The organism is Pedobacter fastidiosus (assembly GCF_014306625.1).
GTDB lineage: Bacteria > Bacteroidota > Bacteroidia > Sphingobacteriales > Sphingobacteriaceae > Pedobacter > Pedobacter fastidiosus.
Genome location: NZ_JACRYL010000005.1, coordinates 114,961 through 132,726 on the forward strand (window position 1 = coordinate 114,961; position 17,766 = coordinate 132,726).

General features: G+C 34.6%; 12 protein-coding genes. 9 read left to right on the top strand and 3 right to left on the bottom strand.

Annotation, left to right across the window (positions count from 1 at the left end):
- The first annotated feature begins 101 nt into the window (after nucleotides 1-101).
- From H7U22_RS06905 to ybeY, 3 genes are all read left to right on the top strand, one after another.
- A complete protein-coding gene (locus H7U22_RS06905) occupies nucleotides 102-3,413 on the top strand; it encodes a DUF4175 family protein (protein ID WP_187070620.1) in 3,312 nt (1,103 codons plus the stop codon).
- 31 nt (nucleotides 3,414-3,444) lie between these two features.
- The gene (locus tag H7U22_RS06910) at nucleotides 3,445-3,684 is read left to right on the top strand and encodes a hypothetical protein (RefSeq protein ID WP_187070621.1); all 240 of its coding nucleotides are present in this window, start codon (nucleotides 3,445-3,447) and stop codon (nucleotides 3,682-3,684) included.
- Between the two features lie 323 nt (nucleotides 3,685-4,007).
- The gene (gene ybeY, locus H7U22_RS06915) at nucleotides 4,008-4,448 is read left to right on the top strand and encodes an rRNA maturation RNase YbeY (RefSeq protein WP_187070622.1); all 441 of its coding nucleotides are present in this window, start codon (nucleotides 4,008-4,010) and stop codon (nucleotides 4,446-4,448) included.
- Here ybeY and H7U22_RS06920 read toward each other — a convergent pair.
- The gene (locus H7U22_RS06920) at nucleotides 4,445-5,632 is read right to left on the bottom strand and encodes a threonine aldolase family protein (protein ID WP_187070623.1); all 1,188 of its coding nucleotides are present in this window, start codon (nucleotides 5,630-5,632) and stop codon (nucleotides 4,445-4,447) included. The genes ybeY and H7U22_RS06920 overlap by 4 nt on opposite strands.
- Before the next feature lie 359 nt (nucleotides 5,633-5,991).
- On the opposite strand from H7U22_RS06920, the gene H7U22_RS06925 reads away from it, so the two are divergent.
- The 4 genes from H7U22_RS06925 (at nucleotide 5,992) to H7U22_RS06940 (ending at nucleotide 12,643) form a co-directional block, all read left to right on the top strand.
- On the top strand, nucleotides 5,992-6,624 hold the full coding sequence (locus tag H7U22_RS06925) for a GIN domain-containing protein (protein ID WP_187070624.1): 633 nt from the start codon (nucleotides 5,992-5,994) through the stop codon (nucleotides 6,622-6,624).
- 294 nt (nucleotides 6,625-6,918) lie between these two features.
- The gene (locus H7U22_RS06930) at nucleotides 6,919-8,781 is read left to right on the top strand and encodes an ABC-F family ATP-binding cassette domain-containing protein (protein WP_187070625.1); all 1,863 of its coding nucleotides are present in this window, start codon (nucleotides 6,919-6,921) and stop codon (nucleotides 8,779-8,781) included.
- Nucleotides 8,782-8,924: 143 nt separating this feature from the next.
- Nucleotides 8,925-10,787, top strand: a complete 1,863-nt coding sequence (mnmG, locus tag H7U22_RS06935) for a tRNA uridine-5-carboxymethylaminomethyl(34) synthesis enzyme MnmG (protein WP_187070626.1) — start codon at nucleotides 8,925-8,927, stop codon at nucleotides 10,785-10,787.
- A gap of 122 nt (nucleotides 10,788-10,909) precedes the next feature.
- Nucleotides 10,910-12,643, top strand: coding sequence for an Ig-like domain-containing protein (locus tag H7U22_RS06940; RefSeq protein WP_187070627.1), 1,734 nt, complete (start codon nucleotides 10,910-10,912; stop codon nucleotides 12,641-12,643).
- Between the two features lie 119 nt (nucleotides 12,644-12,762).
- Here H7U22_RS06940 and H7U22_RS06945 read toward each other — a convergent pair whose 3' ends face one another.
- Nucleotides 12,763-13,284: a gamma carbonic anhydrase family protein gene (locus H7U22_RS06945; protein ID WP_187070628.1), complete on the bottom strand. Its 522-nt coding sequence runs from the start codon at nucleotides 13,282-13,284 to the stop codon at nucleotides 12,763-12,765.
- A gap of 68 nt (nucleotides 13,285-13,352) precedes the next feature.
- Nucleotides 13,353-14,939, bottom strand: a complete 1,587-nt coding sequence (gene nadB, locus H7U22_RS06950) for an L-aspartate oxidase (protein ID WP_187070629.1) — start codon at nucleotides 14,937-14,939, stop codon at nucleotides 13,353-13,355.
- Between the two features lie 448 nt (nucleotides 14,940-15,387).
- Here nadB and nadA point away from each other — a divergent pair, with 448 nt between their 5' ends.
- Together nadA and H7U22_RS06960 are read left to right on the top strand one after the other, a co-directional pair.
- Nucleotides 15,388-16,386 (top strand): quinolinate synthase NadA, encoded by a 999-nt coding sequence (gene nadA, locus H7U22_RS06955; protein ID WP_187070630.1) that lies wholly within the window; start codon nucleotides 15,388-15,390, stop codon nucleotides 16,384-16,386.
- Between the two features lie 85 nt (nucleotides 16,387-16,471).
- Nucleotides 16,472-17,701: a dicarboxylate/amino acid:cation symporter gene (locus H7U22_RS06960; protein ID WP_187070631.1), complete on the top strand. Its 1,230-nt coding sequence runs from the start codon at nucleotides 16,472-16,474 to the stop codon at nucleotides 17,699-17,701.
- Nucleotides 17,702-17,766 lie beyond the last annotated feature (65 nt).

The window sequence follows — 17,766 nt, forward strand, 5'->3', positions numbered from 1 at the left end:
TAAACCTTAAGTTTCGCTAAACCTATAATGAATGGCTTTGTAATGGTGTTACCATTATTATCAAGATTTTTCAATTGATTTTATATATTTACAGGTAGCGTATGGCGGGTAATAATTATAACGATTTACTTAAAAAGATAGATGAATTCATTCGTAAATTTTATTTAAATAAAATTTTGCGAGGGAGCATTTATGTTGCAACTATTTTGCTTGGCTTGTATCTTCTTCTTTTTCTGAGTCTTTACTACTTAAACCCCGGTGCAGGGTTTAAAACTTTCGTGTTTTTTAGCTATTTATTGCTGGCCGGGTTACTCATTGGTTTTTTAATTATTAAGCCATTATTGGCCATGCTTAAGCTGGGCAAACATTTATCTTTTGATGAAGCATCGGTTATCATCGGAAACCATTTTGCCGATATTAAAGACAAGTTACTCAACACGCTTCAGCTTCATCGCCTTTCAGAGAATTTGCCTGAAAATAATCATCTGATTTTGGCGAGCATCGATCAGAAGATATTGGAACTTAAGCCGGTTCCGTTTTATACAGCCGTTCGGATTAATGATAATCGTAAATATTTAAAATACCTTTTTATTCCACTTTCTATAATTTTAATTATCGGTTTAATTGCTCCGGCGATTTTAAAGGAAGGAACAAATAGCTTTTTCAAATACGATGAATATATCGCACCGCAAGCTCCATTTAGCTTTAATGTTTTAAATAAAAACTTAACCGTTACGCAAGGCGATGATTTGACCCTTAACTTAAAATTAACCGGCGATCAGCTTCCTGCTGATGTTTATGTAGAAGATGGAAAGAACACCTATAAGCTTGAAAAAGAAAATATAAGCAAGTTCAATTACAGCATCAAAAACATTCAAAGTGATAAAAAGCTGGTATTTAAAGGCGGTGGCTTTAGTTCTTCTACATTTACAGTAAGTGTAAAGCCCCGACCAGAATTGCTGAACGCAACGGCTACATTAAATTTTCCACCCTATTTAGGTAAAAGAGCTGAAGAGGTTTCTAATGTTGGCGATATGCTTTTGCCTGAGGGTACAAAAGTGACTTGGAGCTTTAAAACCGAACAAAGTGATGTGCTTATTTTTGTTCTAAACAATCAACAACACGTATTAAAAGTAGCTGATAACGAATCTGGGTTTAATGCCGTTATCAAATCAAATTCTAAATATAGCATTACACCTAAAAACGAATATGTAACACTTCAAGATTCCCTTTCGCACCAAATTACGATAATTAAGGATCAATCTCCAGGAATTTCAGTTGAAGAAAAAACAGATTCTATAAGCAATAAGGCACTTTATTTTACAGGTCAAATAACCGATGATTATGGTTTTTCTCGTTTGAACTTTAAGTACAATATCAAAGAAAATAATACAACTATCGGTGCAGTAACCAAAAATATAGCCATTAAAACTAATACCACTGATAATAACTTCTTCTTCTTTTGGGATTTAAAAACTGTTTTATTAAAGCCCGGTCAAGAACTTGAATATTATTTCGAAGTAGCAGATAATGATGGTGTTAATGGTGCAAAAACCACTCGGTCGGAAATTAAAACCTTTAAACAACCCACCAAAAAGGAAACCGCAGATCAGGTTAATGCAAGCAATCAGGCATTGAAACAAAAAATGCAATCGGCCATTCGTTTGGCAAATACAATTGAAAAGGAAAGCAAAAAAGTTGCTGAAAGTTTGATTGATAAAAAACAGATTTCTTTTGAGGATAAAAAACAAATTGAAGCCCTTTTAGATAAACAAAAACAACTTGACGAGGCCGTAAAAGAAATTAAGGAACAAAACGATAAGAACATTCAAAACCAAGAAGATCAGGGCCAAAATCAGGATCTTTTAGAAAAGCAGAAACAGATAAAAGATCTTTTTGATAAAGTACTTGATGAAAAAACGAAGGAGCTACTGCAAAAGCTTCAGAATTTAATGAATGAACGGAATAAGGACCAAACGCAGAATGAACTTTCGAAGATGCAATTGGATAATAAAACCCTCAAAAATGAATTAGATCGAATTTTAGAGTTGTATAAGCAATTGGAATTTGAGCAAAATCTGCAAAATGATATCAATCGTTTAGATGATTTGGCTAAGCAACAGAAGGAACTTGCCGAACAAGCCAAAAATAAAAAAGAAGATGCACAATCGCTTAAAGACAAGCAGGAATCTTTAAATAAGGAAACTAACGATCTTAAAAACGATTTAAAAAAATTAGAAGAGAAAAATCAATCTTTAGAAAAGCTAAACCCTTTTGATAATCCTGAAAAAGAAATGCAGGAAATTCAGAAAGACCAAAAAGATAGTAAAGATGCTCTAGATAAAAAAGACCAGAAAGGTGCTAGCCAAAAGCAACAAAAAGCTGGAGAGGAAATGGAAAAACTTTCCAAAAAGATGAGCGACATGCAACAGCAAGGCGAAGAAATGGAAAACAACCTTAATGCGAAAGAGTTGCGTCGTTTGTTAGAAAACCTGCTTAATACTTCTTTCGAGCAAGAAAAAGTGATGCTCGCCCTAAAAAAAATGACAAATGCTGATCCGTCTTACATCAGCAATGTTCAGAAACAACGAAGTATAAAAGATAACCTTAAAACCATTGCAGATAGTTTGTTTTCACTGAGCAAAAAGGTTCCACAAATAGAATCTACAGTGAATGAGGAAATGAATAAAATTAACTTCAATTTGGATAAAAGTTTGGAAAGCCTCGGAGATAGAAGAACACCAGAAGCGAATCGTTACCAGCAGTTTACCATGACCTCGATAAATAACTTAACGTTGATGTTGAGCGAGGCTTTAAATCAGTTGCAGAATATTTCTAAAAACTCCAAAGGCGGAAAAGGCAAGCAAAAACAGGGCATGAAACAGCTTTCGCAAATGCAAGAGCAACTGAACAAAAGTATGGAGAAAGCTAGAGAGCAGATGCAAAAATCTGGCAATCAAGGTACGGTTGGCAAAGGCGAAATGAGTAAAGAATTTGGTAAAATGGCTCAGCAACAGCAAATGATCCGCCAGGCTTTAGAAAAAATCAATCGGGAAGACAATAAAGATGGAACGGGCAAAATGGGTAATTTAAACCAGGCCATTAAAGATATGAAGCAGACCGAAAGCGACTTGGTCAATAAACGTTTACAGCAAGAAACTTTACAACGTCAAAAAGAACTGTTAACCAAGCTTTTAGATGCCGAAAAAGCAGAGCGTGACCAAGAAGAAGATTCTAAAAGAGAAAGTAAAGCGGCTAAAGAATTTCCACCTTCCTATCAAAAAATGCTTGATCAATATAAAAAGCAACAACAAAATGGAAGCGATATGTTGCAGAATTTACCACCAAGTTTAAACTACTATTATAAAAATAAAATCGCCGAGTATTTAAAATCACTGAGTTTGACGCAGTAGGTTTGGAGACTATTTTCATTATATTTGTTGTATGACGAGTACAACAATAAGACAGAGGTTAATTACATATTTATCTGATGCAGAAGATAATAAGATTAAGGCCATTTACACTTTGCTTGAAAGCGAAATTGAAAATGAAAAATCTTTTAGCCTTACTGAAGAACATTTAGAGATCCTTGATAAGGAAAGGGCTTTGCATTTAAACGGTATGAGTAAGTCTTACAGCAAACAAGATTCTTTTGATATTATAAGAGGCCATAAAAATATATAATGCACATTATCCAATTAAAGCCCGCTGCCATTTTAATGGCAAAAGAAGCATTAATTGGTATGAAGAACAAAAGGCTGGTTTAGGAGAGTTATTTATTGCTGAATTAGGCAGATGTTATTCCAAATTAGAAAAGAACCCATTACACTACCAAAAACTCAAAAAGAACTATCGCCATTTAGTTCTGAATAAATTTCCATAGGTTTTAGTTTTTGAGATTATAGCAGATGAAATAATAATTTTTGCGGTATTCCATACAGCTAGAAATCCTAAATTGAAGTTCAAAAGAAAATAATCGATAAATTTGCATTCATAAAAAATCCAATATGCCTGCAATTTCCTTTTTTACCGAATCTATTTCCTATAATTTACCTCAAAAGTTAAAAATTAAGAAATGGATAAAAGCTACAATAGAAAAAGAAGGCTATAAACTAGGCGAACTTAATTTTATTTTTTGCAGTGATGAATATTTATTGGGCATCAATCAGCAATACTTAAATCACGATACTTACACCGACATTATTACTTTTGACAATTCTGATGTAGAGAAACTAATCATAAGTGATATTTTCATCAGTATTGATCGGGTTAAAGAGAATGCAAAAACCTTTAAAACCGCTGATTTTGATGAGGTTTGTCGCATCATGATTCATGGCACATTGCACTTATTAGGCTACAAAGACAAAGGCAAAGAAGCTAAAGCCTTAATGACCCAAAAAGAAGATGAGTATTTAAGTTATAGAATTGAGTCTGGTTTAGTCGTTTAAATTTTCGCAAAAGCGATTGCCTCTTTAAAAGATTCGTAAATCAATTTATTATCTCTTCTTAAAAGCGTTGGGTTTACTTTGATCTTTACAAAACCATCTTCTCTTGGCTGCCCAAAAATTATGTTGTGTTCTGCTCTTAACCTTGCATTTAATTTTGTAGCATCTATTCCCTTATCTACGCTGACATTAAACTGATTTGTACCATTTTCTATTGCGATAAATTTTAATCCCTTTAACTGATTGAACTGATTAAGGAGATCTTTCGTTTTAACAATAATCTTTGCCATTACCTCATCAATATCATTTAAATGGTGCAGTGCCATTGCTGCGCTTGGCCAATTGGTAAAAATCCCTCCACCATGAATTTTAATTAAGTGATGCATTTGATCAATTATGCTTTTATCACCACAAATTACCGCTCCGCCAGTTGCACCCAAATATTTATATAAGCACATATAAACCGTATCAAAATACGAAGCATATTCCTTTACTGTTGATTTTGTAAAAGCGGTTGCCATGTGCAATCTTGCTCCGTCCAAATGCATTTTGTAACCTTGCTCCTTACACCACGATGAAATTCTTTTTATTTCACTCAATGGAACAGCTTGATTACTGCATCTCCTTACTGGAGTTTCAATTGATATTGCACCAACGCCACCAACAAAGGCTTCTCCATCTTTATGATATTTAATTGATTCCTGTAATTCTTCCAACGTAAAATGAGATTTCCCCTCACCCAACGGGATTAACCTTTTATTAAACAATGTTTGCGAAGCATCGCCTTCATCACGGTATACATGACTGGTTTCCTGTACGAATGCTTTAGTATTATTTCCGCATAAAACACTTATAGCCAATTGATTGGCTAACGTTCCTGTCGGTACATAAACGGCAGCCTCCTTACCCGTTATTTCAATAAACTTTTTTAACAGTTTTTCTAAAGTCGCTCCTTCTCCATAACTATCTCTTTCTATTGGATCTGCAGAATTGATTTCCTGTAACTTCTCAATAAAATCTGTTGGTCGATAAAATATTCCATCATTTATAAAATAAACGGCTTCACTATCTTTTGATGGCTGCTTCACCTCCCTCGCATAAGAAATGAATGGCGTAGCAGATGCAATTATTGGCAACGCAGAAAGTGTTGAGAGTTTTATAAAATCGCGACGTTTAAAATCTGACATGGATAATTAGTTTGATTTCGGTATTTAATAAAAGTCCGTTTTTCTTTCTTTTATTCCAAATCAACAACTGGTTTTTAATTAACAATCTGATTATCATGTAGATTACTAAATTAATAGCTTAACAAAAAAAGTTTATCTGATTCACCACTCAAAATCTAGACTCCAACATCTATTTAACAATCTCATCGTTCTATGAATCAATTTTTTTTATTCCTGTTCGTCTAATAGTTACAGGCGTTCGTCGATAATAACCTCACGCTGGTATAATACACGGAAATCCGTTGCAACGTTTTGGGCATAGTGGCGTCTTATATTCAAAACAACAACAAAAAGATTTAAAAAAATAAAAATATACGGTTATGAAAACTTCTATTAAAACATTATTCGCAGCAGCTTTAACAACAATAATTTTAGGTACTGCAAGTGTTGCAGCAAATGCAAACGAGAACAACAACAGCTTTACAAATTTAACTTCGGTTAAGAACATCAGCAAAATAAAAATCAGTGGAAATGTAAAATTAATTCTGATTCAGGATGGAAATGAAAGTGTGCAGGTTTACGATAATTACTACGCTAAAAACGCTTTAGTACAGCAACAAAATGGCGAGCTAAGAATTAGTTCATTTGATAAAGAAGCATTGACAGTTATCGCTCATGTAAACAATGTTTCATCAATTGAAGCATCCAATACTTCAAGCATTAAAACATCAGGAAATTTTAATTTATTAAACTTAAATGTGATTTTAAACGATAGCGCTACTGCCGATATTAAAGCCAATACAGTAAACTTAAACACAAATATTAATGGTGCTGGTAATTTGACTTTGAGTGGCTCTACAGAAAACTACAATGCAGTTTTAGGATCGGTTGCAAAAGTTAGTATGAACGATTTTACAGCAGTAGAAAGTAATGTAAACAGTGCACCTATTATAAAATATAGTGCAAACAGATACGAAGATTTAAAAGTTGATTTATTGGAATCTATTTTCTAGTAATCAAATAAAGATAAAGTTTAGTTTTAGTTAATGATTGAAGCAGCGGGGGAGCGAGTCCCACCGCTGTTTTCGTTTATAAAAGCAATTCAAAGCACAAATATCTACAGCTATGAATCAACAACGCCTATCATTGCCCATACCTTTTATCTATGGTTAATTCTGCTTCAAAAAATCAATATTCTGCCATTTTTAATTGATACTGAACTGGTTTGATACTTCTATATACCTCACCAAATATTTTATACTTACTTTTGCACTAATTTTCCTTTATAAATCCGAAATACAAAAAAATTGAGCACACTAATTGCGGCAGAAGGCCTAGGTCATGGTTATCATGATGAATGGCTATTTAAGAATTTAACTTTGGGTATTAACTCTGGTCAGCGGGTAGCGTTGGTTGGAATTAATGGCGCAGGTAAGAGTACACTTTTGAAATTATTGGCAGAAAGGTTCCCTCCCCTCGAAGGTAAGATTGTAAAAAACAAAGCCGTTAAAATCGGTTTTCTTGATCAGGAACCTCAATTTAATGAAGGTTATTCTATAAGTGATTTCATTTTTTCGCTAGATAATAAACAACAACAACTGATTAAGGAATACGAGGAATTAATTGAAGACCCAAATCCAGACGAGAAAACGCTTAACCGTTTATATGAAGAATTAAGCGAGCACAATGCTTGGGAATATGAACATGAGATTAAAACCATTTTGAACAGAATGGGTATAGTTCATTTGCAACAAAAAATCTCTACGCTTTCTGGTGGACAAAAGAAACGTTTGGCCTTAGCTAAGCTGTTAATTGAAGATCCTGAAATTTTAGTGCTAGATGAGCCTACCAATCATTTGGATATTGATACAATTGAATGGTTAGAAAAACTTTTAACTACCGGTCAAAAAACAATCCTTTTGGTTACACACGATAGATACTTTTTAGATAACGTTTGTAATACGATTGTGGAATTAGATAGAGGCAAAATTTTCAATTACAATGGAAACTATGCTTACTACTTAGAAAAGAAATCGGAAAGAGAAGCGCTCGATGCTACTGTTTTGCACAAGAATCAGCAGCTATTGAAGAAAGAATTAGAGTGGATGAGGCGCATGCCACAGGCTCGAGGAACGAAGTCTAACGCCAGAATCAATGCTTTTTACGATTTAGAAGAAATAAGTAAGAAAAAGTCTGATAATCAAAGTGTTACACTTCAAATGAAGATGTCTCGTCAAGGTGGAAAGATTATTGAAATAGAGCATGTTGCAAAAGCATTTGATGGTCGTCCAATTATAAATGATTTCAGTTATACGTTTAAAAAAGGAGACAGAATTGGCTTAGCGGGTAAAAACGGTACGGGTAAATCTACCTTACTAAATATTATCACGAGTCAGTTAAAGCCAGATGCTGGTAAAGTTGATACAGGAGAGACAACCGTTTTTGGTTATTACAAACAAGGTGGTTTAACCTTCGATCCAAAAGAAAGAGTAATTGATATTGTAAAATCTGACGCCGAATATATCAAGATGGCTGATGGTTCTGTGATTACGGCTTCTGCCTTATTAACTCTTTTTCTCTTCCCACCAAAGAAACAACATGGTATGGTAGAGAAGTTAAGTGGTGGAGAAAAGAAACGTTTAAACTTGATGAAAGTTTTAATGCAGAACCCAAACTTCTTAATTTTAGATGAGCCGACCAACGATCTAGATATTGATACTTTAAATGTATTAGAAGAATTTTTGGAGAATTTCCCAGGTATATTAATGCTGGTTTCTCATGATAGATACTTGCTTGATAAGATGAGTGATCAGTTATTTATTATGGAAGGTGAAGGCGTTGTTAAAATTTATAATGGTAACTATTCTGAATATCGTTTGAGTTTGGATCAGCCAAAAGCCAAAGTTGAAACAAAAAAAGCTCCTGCTCCCATTACTAAACAACCGTCAATTAAAGCTGTAAAAAAACTGAGTTTCAAGGAGCAGAAAGAATTAGATGACAGCGAAAAGGGAATGGCAGATACGGAGAATAAAATTGCAGAATTAACTGAAAGCTTAATAAAAATTGATTCTATTGATTATGTAAAAATTCAAGAGGTATCAGACGAGATTGAAAAACTTAAGATAAAGCTTGATGATTATACTATGCGTTGGTTAGAACTGTCTGAATAAAGGCAACAATTCTACGCACAATTTCACGTTATGTTTCACGTGGAACATATTCAAATTTGTAATGCCAAATTAATTTTCAGCATCTCCATAATTAAAAACAAACCAATTGTTTCACGTGGAACAATTAAGAATTATAAAATAAAATGTTTTCAAAATACGATTTGATTGTTGTTGGCGCAGGCCATGCAGGCTGTGAAGCTGCTGCTGCCGCTGCCAATCTTGGATCATCTGTTTTACTGATCACAATGAATATGGGCACAATTGCTCAAATGAGTTGTAACCCAGCAATGGGTGGCGTAGCGAAAGGGCAAATTGTTCGCGAGGTTGATGCTATGGGTGGCTATTCTGGAATTATTTCAGATAAATCCACTATTCAATTTAGAATGCTTAATCTATCTAAAGGTCCGGCAATGTGGAGTCCACGTGCCCAAATAGATAGAATGCGCTTTGCTGAAGAATGGAGATTAGCTTTAGAAAAAACGCCTAACTTGGATATGTGGCAAGACAGTGTAGTTGGTTTGCTAGTAAAAGATAATACAGTATATGGCGTAAAAACCTCTTTAGGTATTGAAATAGAAAGTAAAGCAGTTGTGTTAACTAACGGCACTTTTCTTAATGGCGTGATGCATATTGGAGAAAAGAAGTTTGGAGGTGGCCGAACAGCAGAAAGAGCATCTACCGGTATTACCGAACAATTGGTAGAATTGGGCATGGAATCTGGCAGAATGAAAACAGGTACCCCTCCTAGGGTAGATGGGCGAAGCTTGGATTATTCTAAAATGGAGGAACAATGGGGAGATAAGAATCCAGGTAAATTTTCTTATTCAGATACCGAGGTTTCAACGGACCAACGTTGCTGCTGGATTACTTATACCAATGTAGCTGTACATGAAACGTTGAAAGAAGGCTTTGAAAAATCTCCAATGTTTACCGGTAGAATCAAAGGTTTAGGCCCAAGGTATTGCCCTTCAATTGAAGATAAAATTAATCGTTTTGCAGAGCGAGATAGACATCAAATTTTTGTAGAACCTGAAGGCTGGAACACTTGTGAAATTTATGTAAATGGTTTTTCAACTTCGCTTCCAGAAGATGTTCAATTTAAAGCATTGCGTTTAATACCTGGTTTTGAAAATGCCAAAATGTTCAGGCCAGGTTATGCTATAGAATATGATTTCTTCCCACCTACACAATTGTCTTTAACTTTAGAAACGAAGTTAATCAATAATTTATTTCTAGCTGGACAGATTAACGGAACCACTGGTTATGAAGAAGCCGCCTGTCAAGGATTCATGGCGGGTATAAATGCACATCAAAAAATAAACGATAAACATGAGCTGATTATGAAAAGATCAGAAAGTTACATCGGTGTTTTAATTGATGATCTAGTAACCAAAGGAACTGAAGAACCTTATAGAATGTTCACATCTAGAGCAGAGCACCGTTTATTGTTAAGACAAGATAATGCAGATATTCGCCTCTCCCCTCTTGGTCACCAACTTGGTTTAATAAGTGATGAGCGTTTAGAAAAAGTAAATCAGAAAATAGCAAAAGCTGATGAATTGGTTAAATTTACCAAGGCACAAGGTATTGACATGGCTGATGCAAATCCAATGCTTGAAAGTTTAGGTTCGAGTGCCCTGAATCAAAATGTAAAAATTCACAGCCTAATTGGTAGACCACACGTAGGTTTAAAAGATCTGATAAAAGTGAGTCAGCCCTTAGCAAAAGCAACTGAACATTTAGACAATGAAACGATAGAGCAAGCAGAGATTAAAATTAAGTATGAAAGCTATTTCGAAAAGGAAAATGAGATTGTAGCCAAAATGCTTAAGATGGAAGACAAAGAAATTAACCCTGAGTTCGATTACAATAAAATTATTTCAATCTCTAAAGAAGCAAGAGAAAAATTATTTAAGATAAAACCTCGGACTTTGGGACAAGCTTCTAGGATTTCTGGAGTTTCACCTTCAGATATCTCAGTTTTGATGGTACATATAACTAAATAACTGATAATCAGATATTTAAATATAAAAAATAGTGACTCAAAATAATGACATATAATCGAAAAAAAATATTTTTTAATATTATGTCTTCAAAAACATTAAAAATTCGTTAGAACGCTTAAAATATGCCAAATTTAAAAGCTCAGTATTTTAACCTTAAAAATTTAATAGTTGTATTTGCACTACTCCTATTTTTTGGTTGTGCGAGTATCCAAACGCCACAGGGTGGGCCAAAAGATACCAAGCCGCCGAAAGTTTTGAGTATGCTCCCAAAAAATCAAACGAGAAATTTTAATACTAAAAAAATTGTAATTGAATTTGATGAATATTTTAATATCAATGACGAATTTAAAGAATTCTCAATTTCTCCCGATCAGGAGAGACCACCAATTTTAAAGAAACGTCAAAAAAGACTGGAAATCACTTTGCAAGATTCTTTAGAGAAAAACACTACTTACACTTTAAACTTTGGAAAATCTATTGCAGATATAAATGAGAATAACGTGGTTAAAAATTTATCATACGTTTTTTCTACTGGCCCAGAAATTGATTCGCTTACCTTAAGCGGAAGAGTTTCAAGTGCGTTAACTGGTGAAACAGAAAAAGATGTAGTGGTATTTATTTTGCCTTTAGAACGTGATACACTTTTCGGAAAAAAAAGACCTTCAATTTATACACTCACCGATAGTTCTGGAAACTATAAGTTGAATAATCTTAGAAAAGGTTCCTACAAGATCTATGCACTAAAAGAAACTGGTAGTGATAAAATTTATCAGCAGAGCTCAGATGAAATCGGTTTTATGAAAGATCCGATCGTAATCGATAAAAATTTGGATAATGTAAATCTTCAGGTATTTAAAGAGCTTGCTCCAGAATTTAGAGTTGTAGATAGAAAGCTTAATAGTGATGGAAGTATTTCTGTTATATTCAATCAGCAACTAAAAAATCCAAAATTAACGGTAATGGATCCGCCAGCAGCTGATGTAGGTAAAAGAGTTCATTTTAATAAAACTAACGATAGCGCAAAGGTTTGGGTAAATGATTTGAGTTTCGACTCTTTAAAATTGGCCATACAGGATCAGGGAAAAGTTTTGCAAACAGTTAACTTTACAAGAGCTAAAAAAGATACATATACTAGAGATTTAACACTTACAGATAATCTTTCTGGAGGTAAACTTAATCCATTTCAAACTTTAACGCTTACTTTTCCATTTCCAATAACAGCTGCAGATGCATCTAAAGTAACTCTGCTTGAAGATTCTGTAAAAAGAACAAATTTTGAATTGGTAAAGGATAGCGTAGATTTTCTAAAATATTATGTTAAATATCCATGGAGGCAAAAAAGAACGTATGATTTAAAGCTTGGAGCCGGAACTTTTAAAGCCATTTTCAATGCTAAAAACAAGGAAGTAAACAAAACTTTCAAAATGGAAACCGCCGACAGTTACGGAACCTTAACCTTAAAAGTAGAAGTTCCCGATACTTCAAAAAGTTACATTGTCGAATTTATTAATGAGAAAAAAGCACCAATAAAGTCATCAGTAATCACTAAAAACACCTCCATTATTTTTGCAAATTATCCTGCTGGAAAATATTTTATCAGGGTAATCTATGATGAAAATAAAAATGGAATTTGGGATACCGGGAATGTAAAATTAGGTACTCAACCTGAAAAAATCTGGTACGCATCAAAAGAAATGTCATTAAGAGCAAATTGGGAAAGGGAAGAACAATTGACAATCCCTTTAACTCCACCTTTAATACAGGAAAACAGTATTTTTCAAAAGAAAGAACCAGTTCCAAATAACAATACTACTCCTGGTTTGAGAGAAGCACCGAAATCGCCAAGAAGGAATTAATAACCCCCCAGCCCCCTAAAGGGGGAGTTAAAAGCAAGGTGGAAATAGAGAAGTAAAAAAATTTTAAACATCAATATTTAAGGCTATTGGCCTAAACTCTGGAAAGTCAAAAGCCCCTTTTAGGGGGTCGGGGGGTTAAACCACCCGCTATACATGATATAATTATCTGGTAAATTATCTAATAAAGCCCTTTGCTCATCAGTAATGGGCTTTATTTTTTTTGCCGGCGTGCCGGCGTAAAGAAAGCCAGTTTCGCAAATTGTATTTTCTAAAACCACAGAGCCAGCAGCAATTATACAATATTGTTCAATTACGGCATGATCCATAACAATTGCACCCATTCCTATCAAAACATTATCTTGGACAGTACAACCATGAACAATTGCATTGTGCCCTACTGAAACCCGATTACCAATATGTGTAGAAGCTTTTAGATAGGTGGCATGAATCACAGCACCATCTTGAATATTCGACTCATTACCAATCGTAATTGCATTTACATCGCCTCTAATCACCGCATTAAACCAAACGGAACATTTATCGCCAATTACAACATCGCCAACAATTGTTGCGTTCTCTGCGATGAAATTTTCTTTACCAATTTGAGGATATTTATCTTTTACAGGTAGTATTAAAGGCATAATTAAAATGTAAGGTGGTAGATGTAAAATGGACTATAAATTAAAGTCTCCTTTAGGGGATTTAGGGGTTAAAAAACAGTATCAATTAATTTGTCTGCATGGTTTGGATAATCTGTGGTAAAGTGTAATCCCCTACTTTCCTTTCTTTGCATGGCCGATTTAATCACCAAATAAGCGGTTTGAATTACATTTCTTAATTCGCAAAGTTTAACTGATACTTTATTTTTCTTGTAGAATTCTTCTGTTTCCTGGTAGATTAAAAACAATCTTCTATGTGCCCTTTCCAACCTAAAATCAGAACGAACAATCCCAACATAATCACCCATTACCTTTTGCAATTCACGAAGATTGTGAGTCACTAATACATCTTCATTACTTTGCGTAACACCCTGAGAGTTCCACTCTGGAATATTTTCTGGAATAATATTATTTTTAAATTTTTCTATTGCATCCTGAAAAATCCGATGTGCAAAAACGGTAGCCTCTAGTAAAGAATTGGAAGCCAAACGATTTGCTCCATGTAAACCCGTAGATGAAACCTCGCCACAAGCATATAAATTTTTTATGGATGAACGACCGTATTCATCAACCATAATTCCACCACACATATAATGAGAAGCTGGCGTAACCGGTATAAAATCTTTGGTCATATCGATACCAATAGACAAACATTTAGCATATATATTAGGGAAGTGCTTTAAAATATCTGCTTTCTTACGCATGGTAATATCTAAATAAACAAACTCATCACCAGATTTTTTCATTTCATTATCTACTGCTCTGGCTACAATATCACGAGGAGCTAAAGATCTCCTTTCATCGTATTCTTGCATAAATTCTTCGCCATTTTTACGACGAAGTACACCGCCAAAACCCCGAACTGCTTCAGAAATTAGGAAAGAAGGGTACTCACCAGGATGGTATAAAGCTGTTGGATGGAACTGAATAAATTCCATATTCCTCACTTTTCCTTTTGCACGGTAAACCATTGCCATCCCATCGCCTGTTGCAATAACTGGATTTGTTGTGGCAGAATAGACATGTCCGGCACCTCCAGAAGCCATTACAGTTACACTTGCTAAAATCTTTTCCACATCGTTAAGCTCTGTGTTAAAGGCATATATCCCATAACAGTTGATATCTTCAGTACGTTTATCAACAAACTCACCAAGGTGATGCTGAGTAATTAACTCGAGTGCGAAGTAATGTGTTAATATCTCTATGTTTGGATTCTCATGAATTTCCTTTAAAAGTACACGCTCAATCTCGTATCCGGTGATGTCTTTATAGTGCAAAACACGGTGTTCGGAGTGACCACCTTCCTTAGCTAAATCGTAAAAACCAGAATTGTCTTTATCGAAATTTATACCATAGTCAATGATCTCTTGAATACGCTGAGGTCCCTCTTTTACAACGATTTCCACAATTTTTTCATCACACAAACCATCACCAGCAATCAGTGTATCTTGAATATGTTTCTCAAAGGAATCGCCTTTATCTACAACAACTGCAACCCCACCTTGAGCGTATTTTGTATTGGATTCATCCTCGTTGGATTTCGTCACAATTAAAACCTTTCCAAACTTGGCCGCCTTAAGTGCGAAACTCAAACCCGCTATACCTGAACCTATTACCAGAAAATCTACTTTTCTCATCAATTAAAACCTTTAATTATCAACGATATTAACAACTATGTAATAAGTGTTAACTCTATGTCTAAATTATACTAACAAATAAATTTGAATGTTTAAAGCTACTCTAAAAAGACAATTTGCCACAATCTTTTACCCAATTTTTAAGCACCTTTGCCTAAGTAATTAACTTTTTACCTACTTACAAACAATTAACATTCCAATATTGATAAAATTTAAAGCGTTTTTCGATAGTGCTGAATATCAATCCTATCATGTTATAAAAATGTAATCTTAATGTTAGTAAACAATTAACAACTTACATAACATCACTTTTTTTATAAACTTACCAACGTTACCAACACACTAATAAACAAACAAGATTTATTTAAATTAAAATACTTATTAATTATTGAGACGTGGAAAGCTTTATCTTTGGTCAACGTCAAAATTCAAAAAAGGAAAATTAGTAATGAACATCGACATCTTAGAAGAAATTAATAAAAAGGGATTTGTGGAGGAGGAGATAGATCCAACTCTCGACCTTTTTGTTGAGATTGAGAAATTAAAGAAAGAAAAGAATGCGATTATCCTAGCTCATTATTACCAAGAGCCTGATATACAGGATATAGCGGATTATATTGGTGATAGTTTAGGGCTTTCTCAAGAAGCTGCAAAAACGGATGCTGATGTAATTGTTTTTGCTGGAGTGCATTTCATGGCAGAAACTGCAAAAATTTTATCGCCATCTAAAAAGGTTTTATTGCCCGATGTTAAGGCAGGTTGTTCGCTTGCCGACAGCTGTCCGCCACATTTATTCAAGAAATTCAAAGAGAAATATCCCGATCATTTGGTGATTACTTACGTGAATTGTACAGCTGAATTGAAGGCGATGAGTGACATCGTTTGTACCTCGACAAATGCCGTTCAGATTGTAGAAAGTTTACCAAAAGATCAAAAAATTATCTTTGGTCCAGATCGTAATTTGGGTGCTTACGTAGCCAAAAAAACAGGGAGAGATTTAGTGCTTTGGAATGGTGCGTGTATGGTGCATGAAATTTTTTCTCAGGAGAAAATTACGAAGTTGAAGGAACGTCACCCGCAAGCAAAATTTATTGCGCACCCAGAATGTGAAGAGGTGGTTTTAAAAATGGCTGATTACATAGGATCAACCACCGGCCTTTTAAAATATACGATTACCAATCCAGCTACAGAATTTATTGTTGCTACCGAAAGTGGAATTATTCACCAGATGGAAAAGGCAAATCCTACAAAAACTTTTATTCCGGCACCGCCAAATAACAGTTGTGCTTGTAACGATTGTCCGTATATGAAGAGAAATACTTTAGAAAAACTATATTTATGTTTAAAAAATGGTTTACCAGAAGTAACTGTACCAGAACATATTATAGATTTGGCACGTAAACCGATTCAAAGAATGTTGGATATTTCAGCAGAATTGGGGTTGTAAAAAGTCGTCATTGCGAGGCACGAAGCAATCTCTATCTCGCAAATAGATTGCTTCGTGCCTCGCAATGACGAAATGATAAAGAACAATGAAAAACAACATCCTTAAAAATTATTCGGGCTTATTGTGGCTTCTAGCAGGAATTACTGTTGGAAGTATTGTAGGCTTAATTTTTGGGAAAAGTGTTGAAAGTATAAAACCACTTGGAGATATATTTTTAAACCTGTTGTTTACAGCGGTAATCCCATTGGTATTTTTTGCTGTTTCATCGGCTATTGCGAATATAGATAGAAGTAAAAAACTAGGAAAACTGCTTACTGTAATGGTTTTGGTTTTTCTATCAACCGTCATAATTTCTGCGGTACTAACCTTGGTTGCTACTTGGCTTTTTCCAATACATCAAGCTTTAGGAAACAACCCAATTCCGTTAGAAGAGACCAAAATTCAATCTTTTGGAGAACAAATGACCCAGCTTTTAACTGTTGGAGAATTCTTCGAAATTGGAAGTCGAAAGAATATGCTGGCGCTAATTATCTTTTCAGTTTTGGTTGGTTTTTCAACTTTATATTCTGGCAAAGAAGGTGATGGTTTTAAAACTTTCTTGGTTTCTGGTAATGAAGTGATGAAAAAACTCATCATTTTGATAATGAAGTTAGGACCGATTGGTTTGGGTGCCTATTTTGCTTACCAAGTTGGTGTTTTCGGACCACAGCTTTTCGGCACTTATGCGAAAGCTTTAGGTTTATATTACGGAGTTGGAGCATTTTATTTCATCGTATTTTTTACTTTATACGCGTTTGTTGCCGGTGGATTTAAAGCCATAAAAGTGTTTTGGAAAAACAACATTATTCCGTCGTTAACCTCTATTGGAACTTGTAGTAGCATTGCAACTATCCCAGCAAATTTAGATGGAGCTACAAAAATGGGCGTTCCTGCGTACATTACAAATGTGACTATTCCATTGGGTGCTACCTTACATAAAGATGGATCTAGTATTAGTTCCATTATCAAAATAGCTGTTGTTTTTGCTATTTTTGGCAAAGATTTAGTTCACGTAGATACCATCATTTTAGCATTGGGAATCACTGTTTTGGTGAGTATTGTAGAAGGTGGAATTCCAAATGGTGGTTATATTGGAGAATTGTTAATGATTTCTGCCTACCAATTACCACCAGAAGCTTTACCGCCAGCGATGATTATTGGTACTTTGGTTGATCCCATGGCAACTTTGTTAAATGCAACTGGTGATAATGTTGCAGCGATGCTGATTGCAAGGTTTACAGAAGGTAAAAATTGGATGGAAAGTAAGGGTTTGTGATCCTAATCATCCGTCATTTCGACTGAAGCGTAGCGAAATCTTTGTACTAAGTTTCAAAGATTTCT

Coding starts and splice junctions, on each gene's coding strand:
- H7U22_RS06905 (WP_187070620.1), top strand. CDS start 102: ATGGCGGGTAATAATTATAACGATTTACTTAAAAAGATAGATGAATTC.
- H7U22_RS06910 (WP_187070621.1), top strand. CDS start 3,445: ATGACGAGTACAACAATAAGACAGAGGTTAATTACATATTTATCTGAT.
- ybeY (WP_187070622.1), top strand. CDS start 4,008: ATGCCTGCAATTTCCTTTTTTACCGAATCTATTTCCTATAATTTACCT.
- H7U22_RS06920 (WP_187070623.1), bottom strand. CDS start 5,632: ATGTCAGATTTTAAACGTCGCGATTTTATAAAACTCTCAACACTTTCT.
- H7U22_RS06925 (WP_187070624.1), top strand. CDS start 5,992: ATGAAAACTTCTATTAAAACATTATTCGCAGCAGCTTTAACAACAATA.
- mnmG (WP_187070626.1), top strand. CDS start 8,925: ATGTTTTCAAAATACGATTTGATTGTTGTTGGCGCAGGCCATGCAGGC.
- H7U22_RS06940 (WP_187070627.1), top strand. CDS start 10,910: ATGCCAAATTTAAAAGCTCAGTATTTTAACCTTAAAAATTTAATAGTT.
- H7U22_RS06945 (WP_187070628.1), bottom strand. CDS start 13,284: ATGCCTTTAATACTACCTGTAAAAGATAAATATCCTCAAATTGGTAAA.
- nadB (WP_187070629.1), bottom strand. CDS start 14,939: ATGAGAAAAGTAGATTTTCTGGTAATAGGTTCAGGTATAGCGGGTTTG.
- nadA (WP_187070630.1), top strand. CDS start 15,388: ATGAACATCGACATCTTAGAAGAAATTAATAAAAAGGGATTTGTGGAG.
- H7U22_RS06960 (WP_187070631.1), top strand. CDS start 16,472: ATGAAAAACAACATCCTTAAAAATTATTCGGGCTTATTGTGGCTTCTA.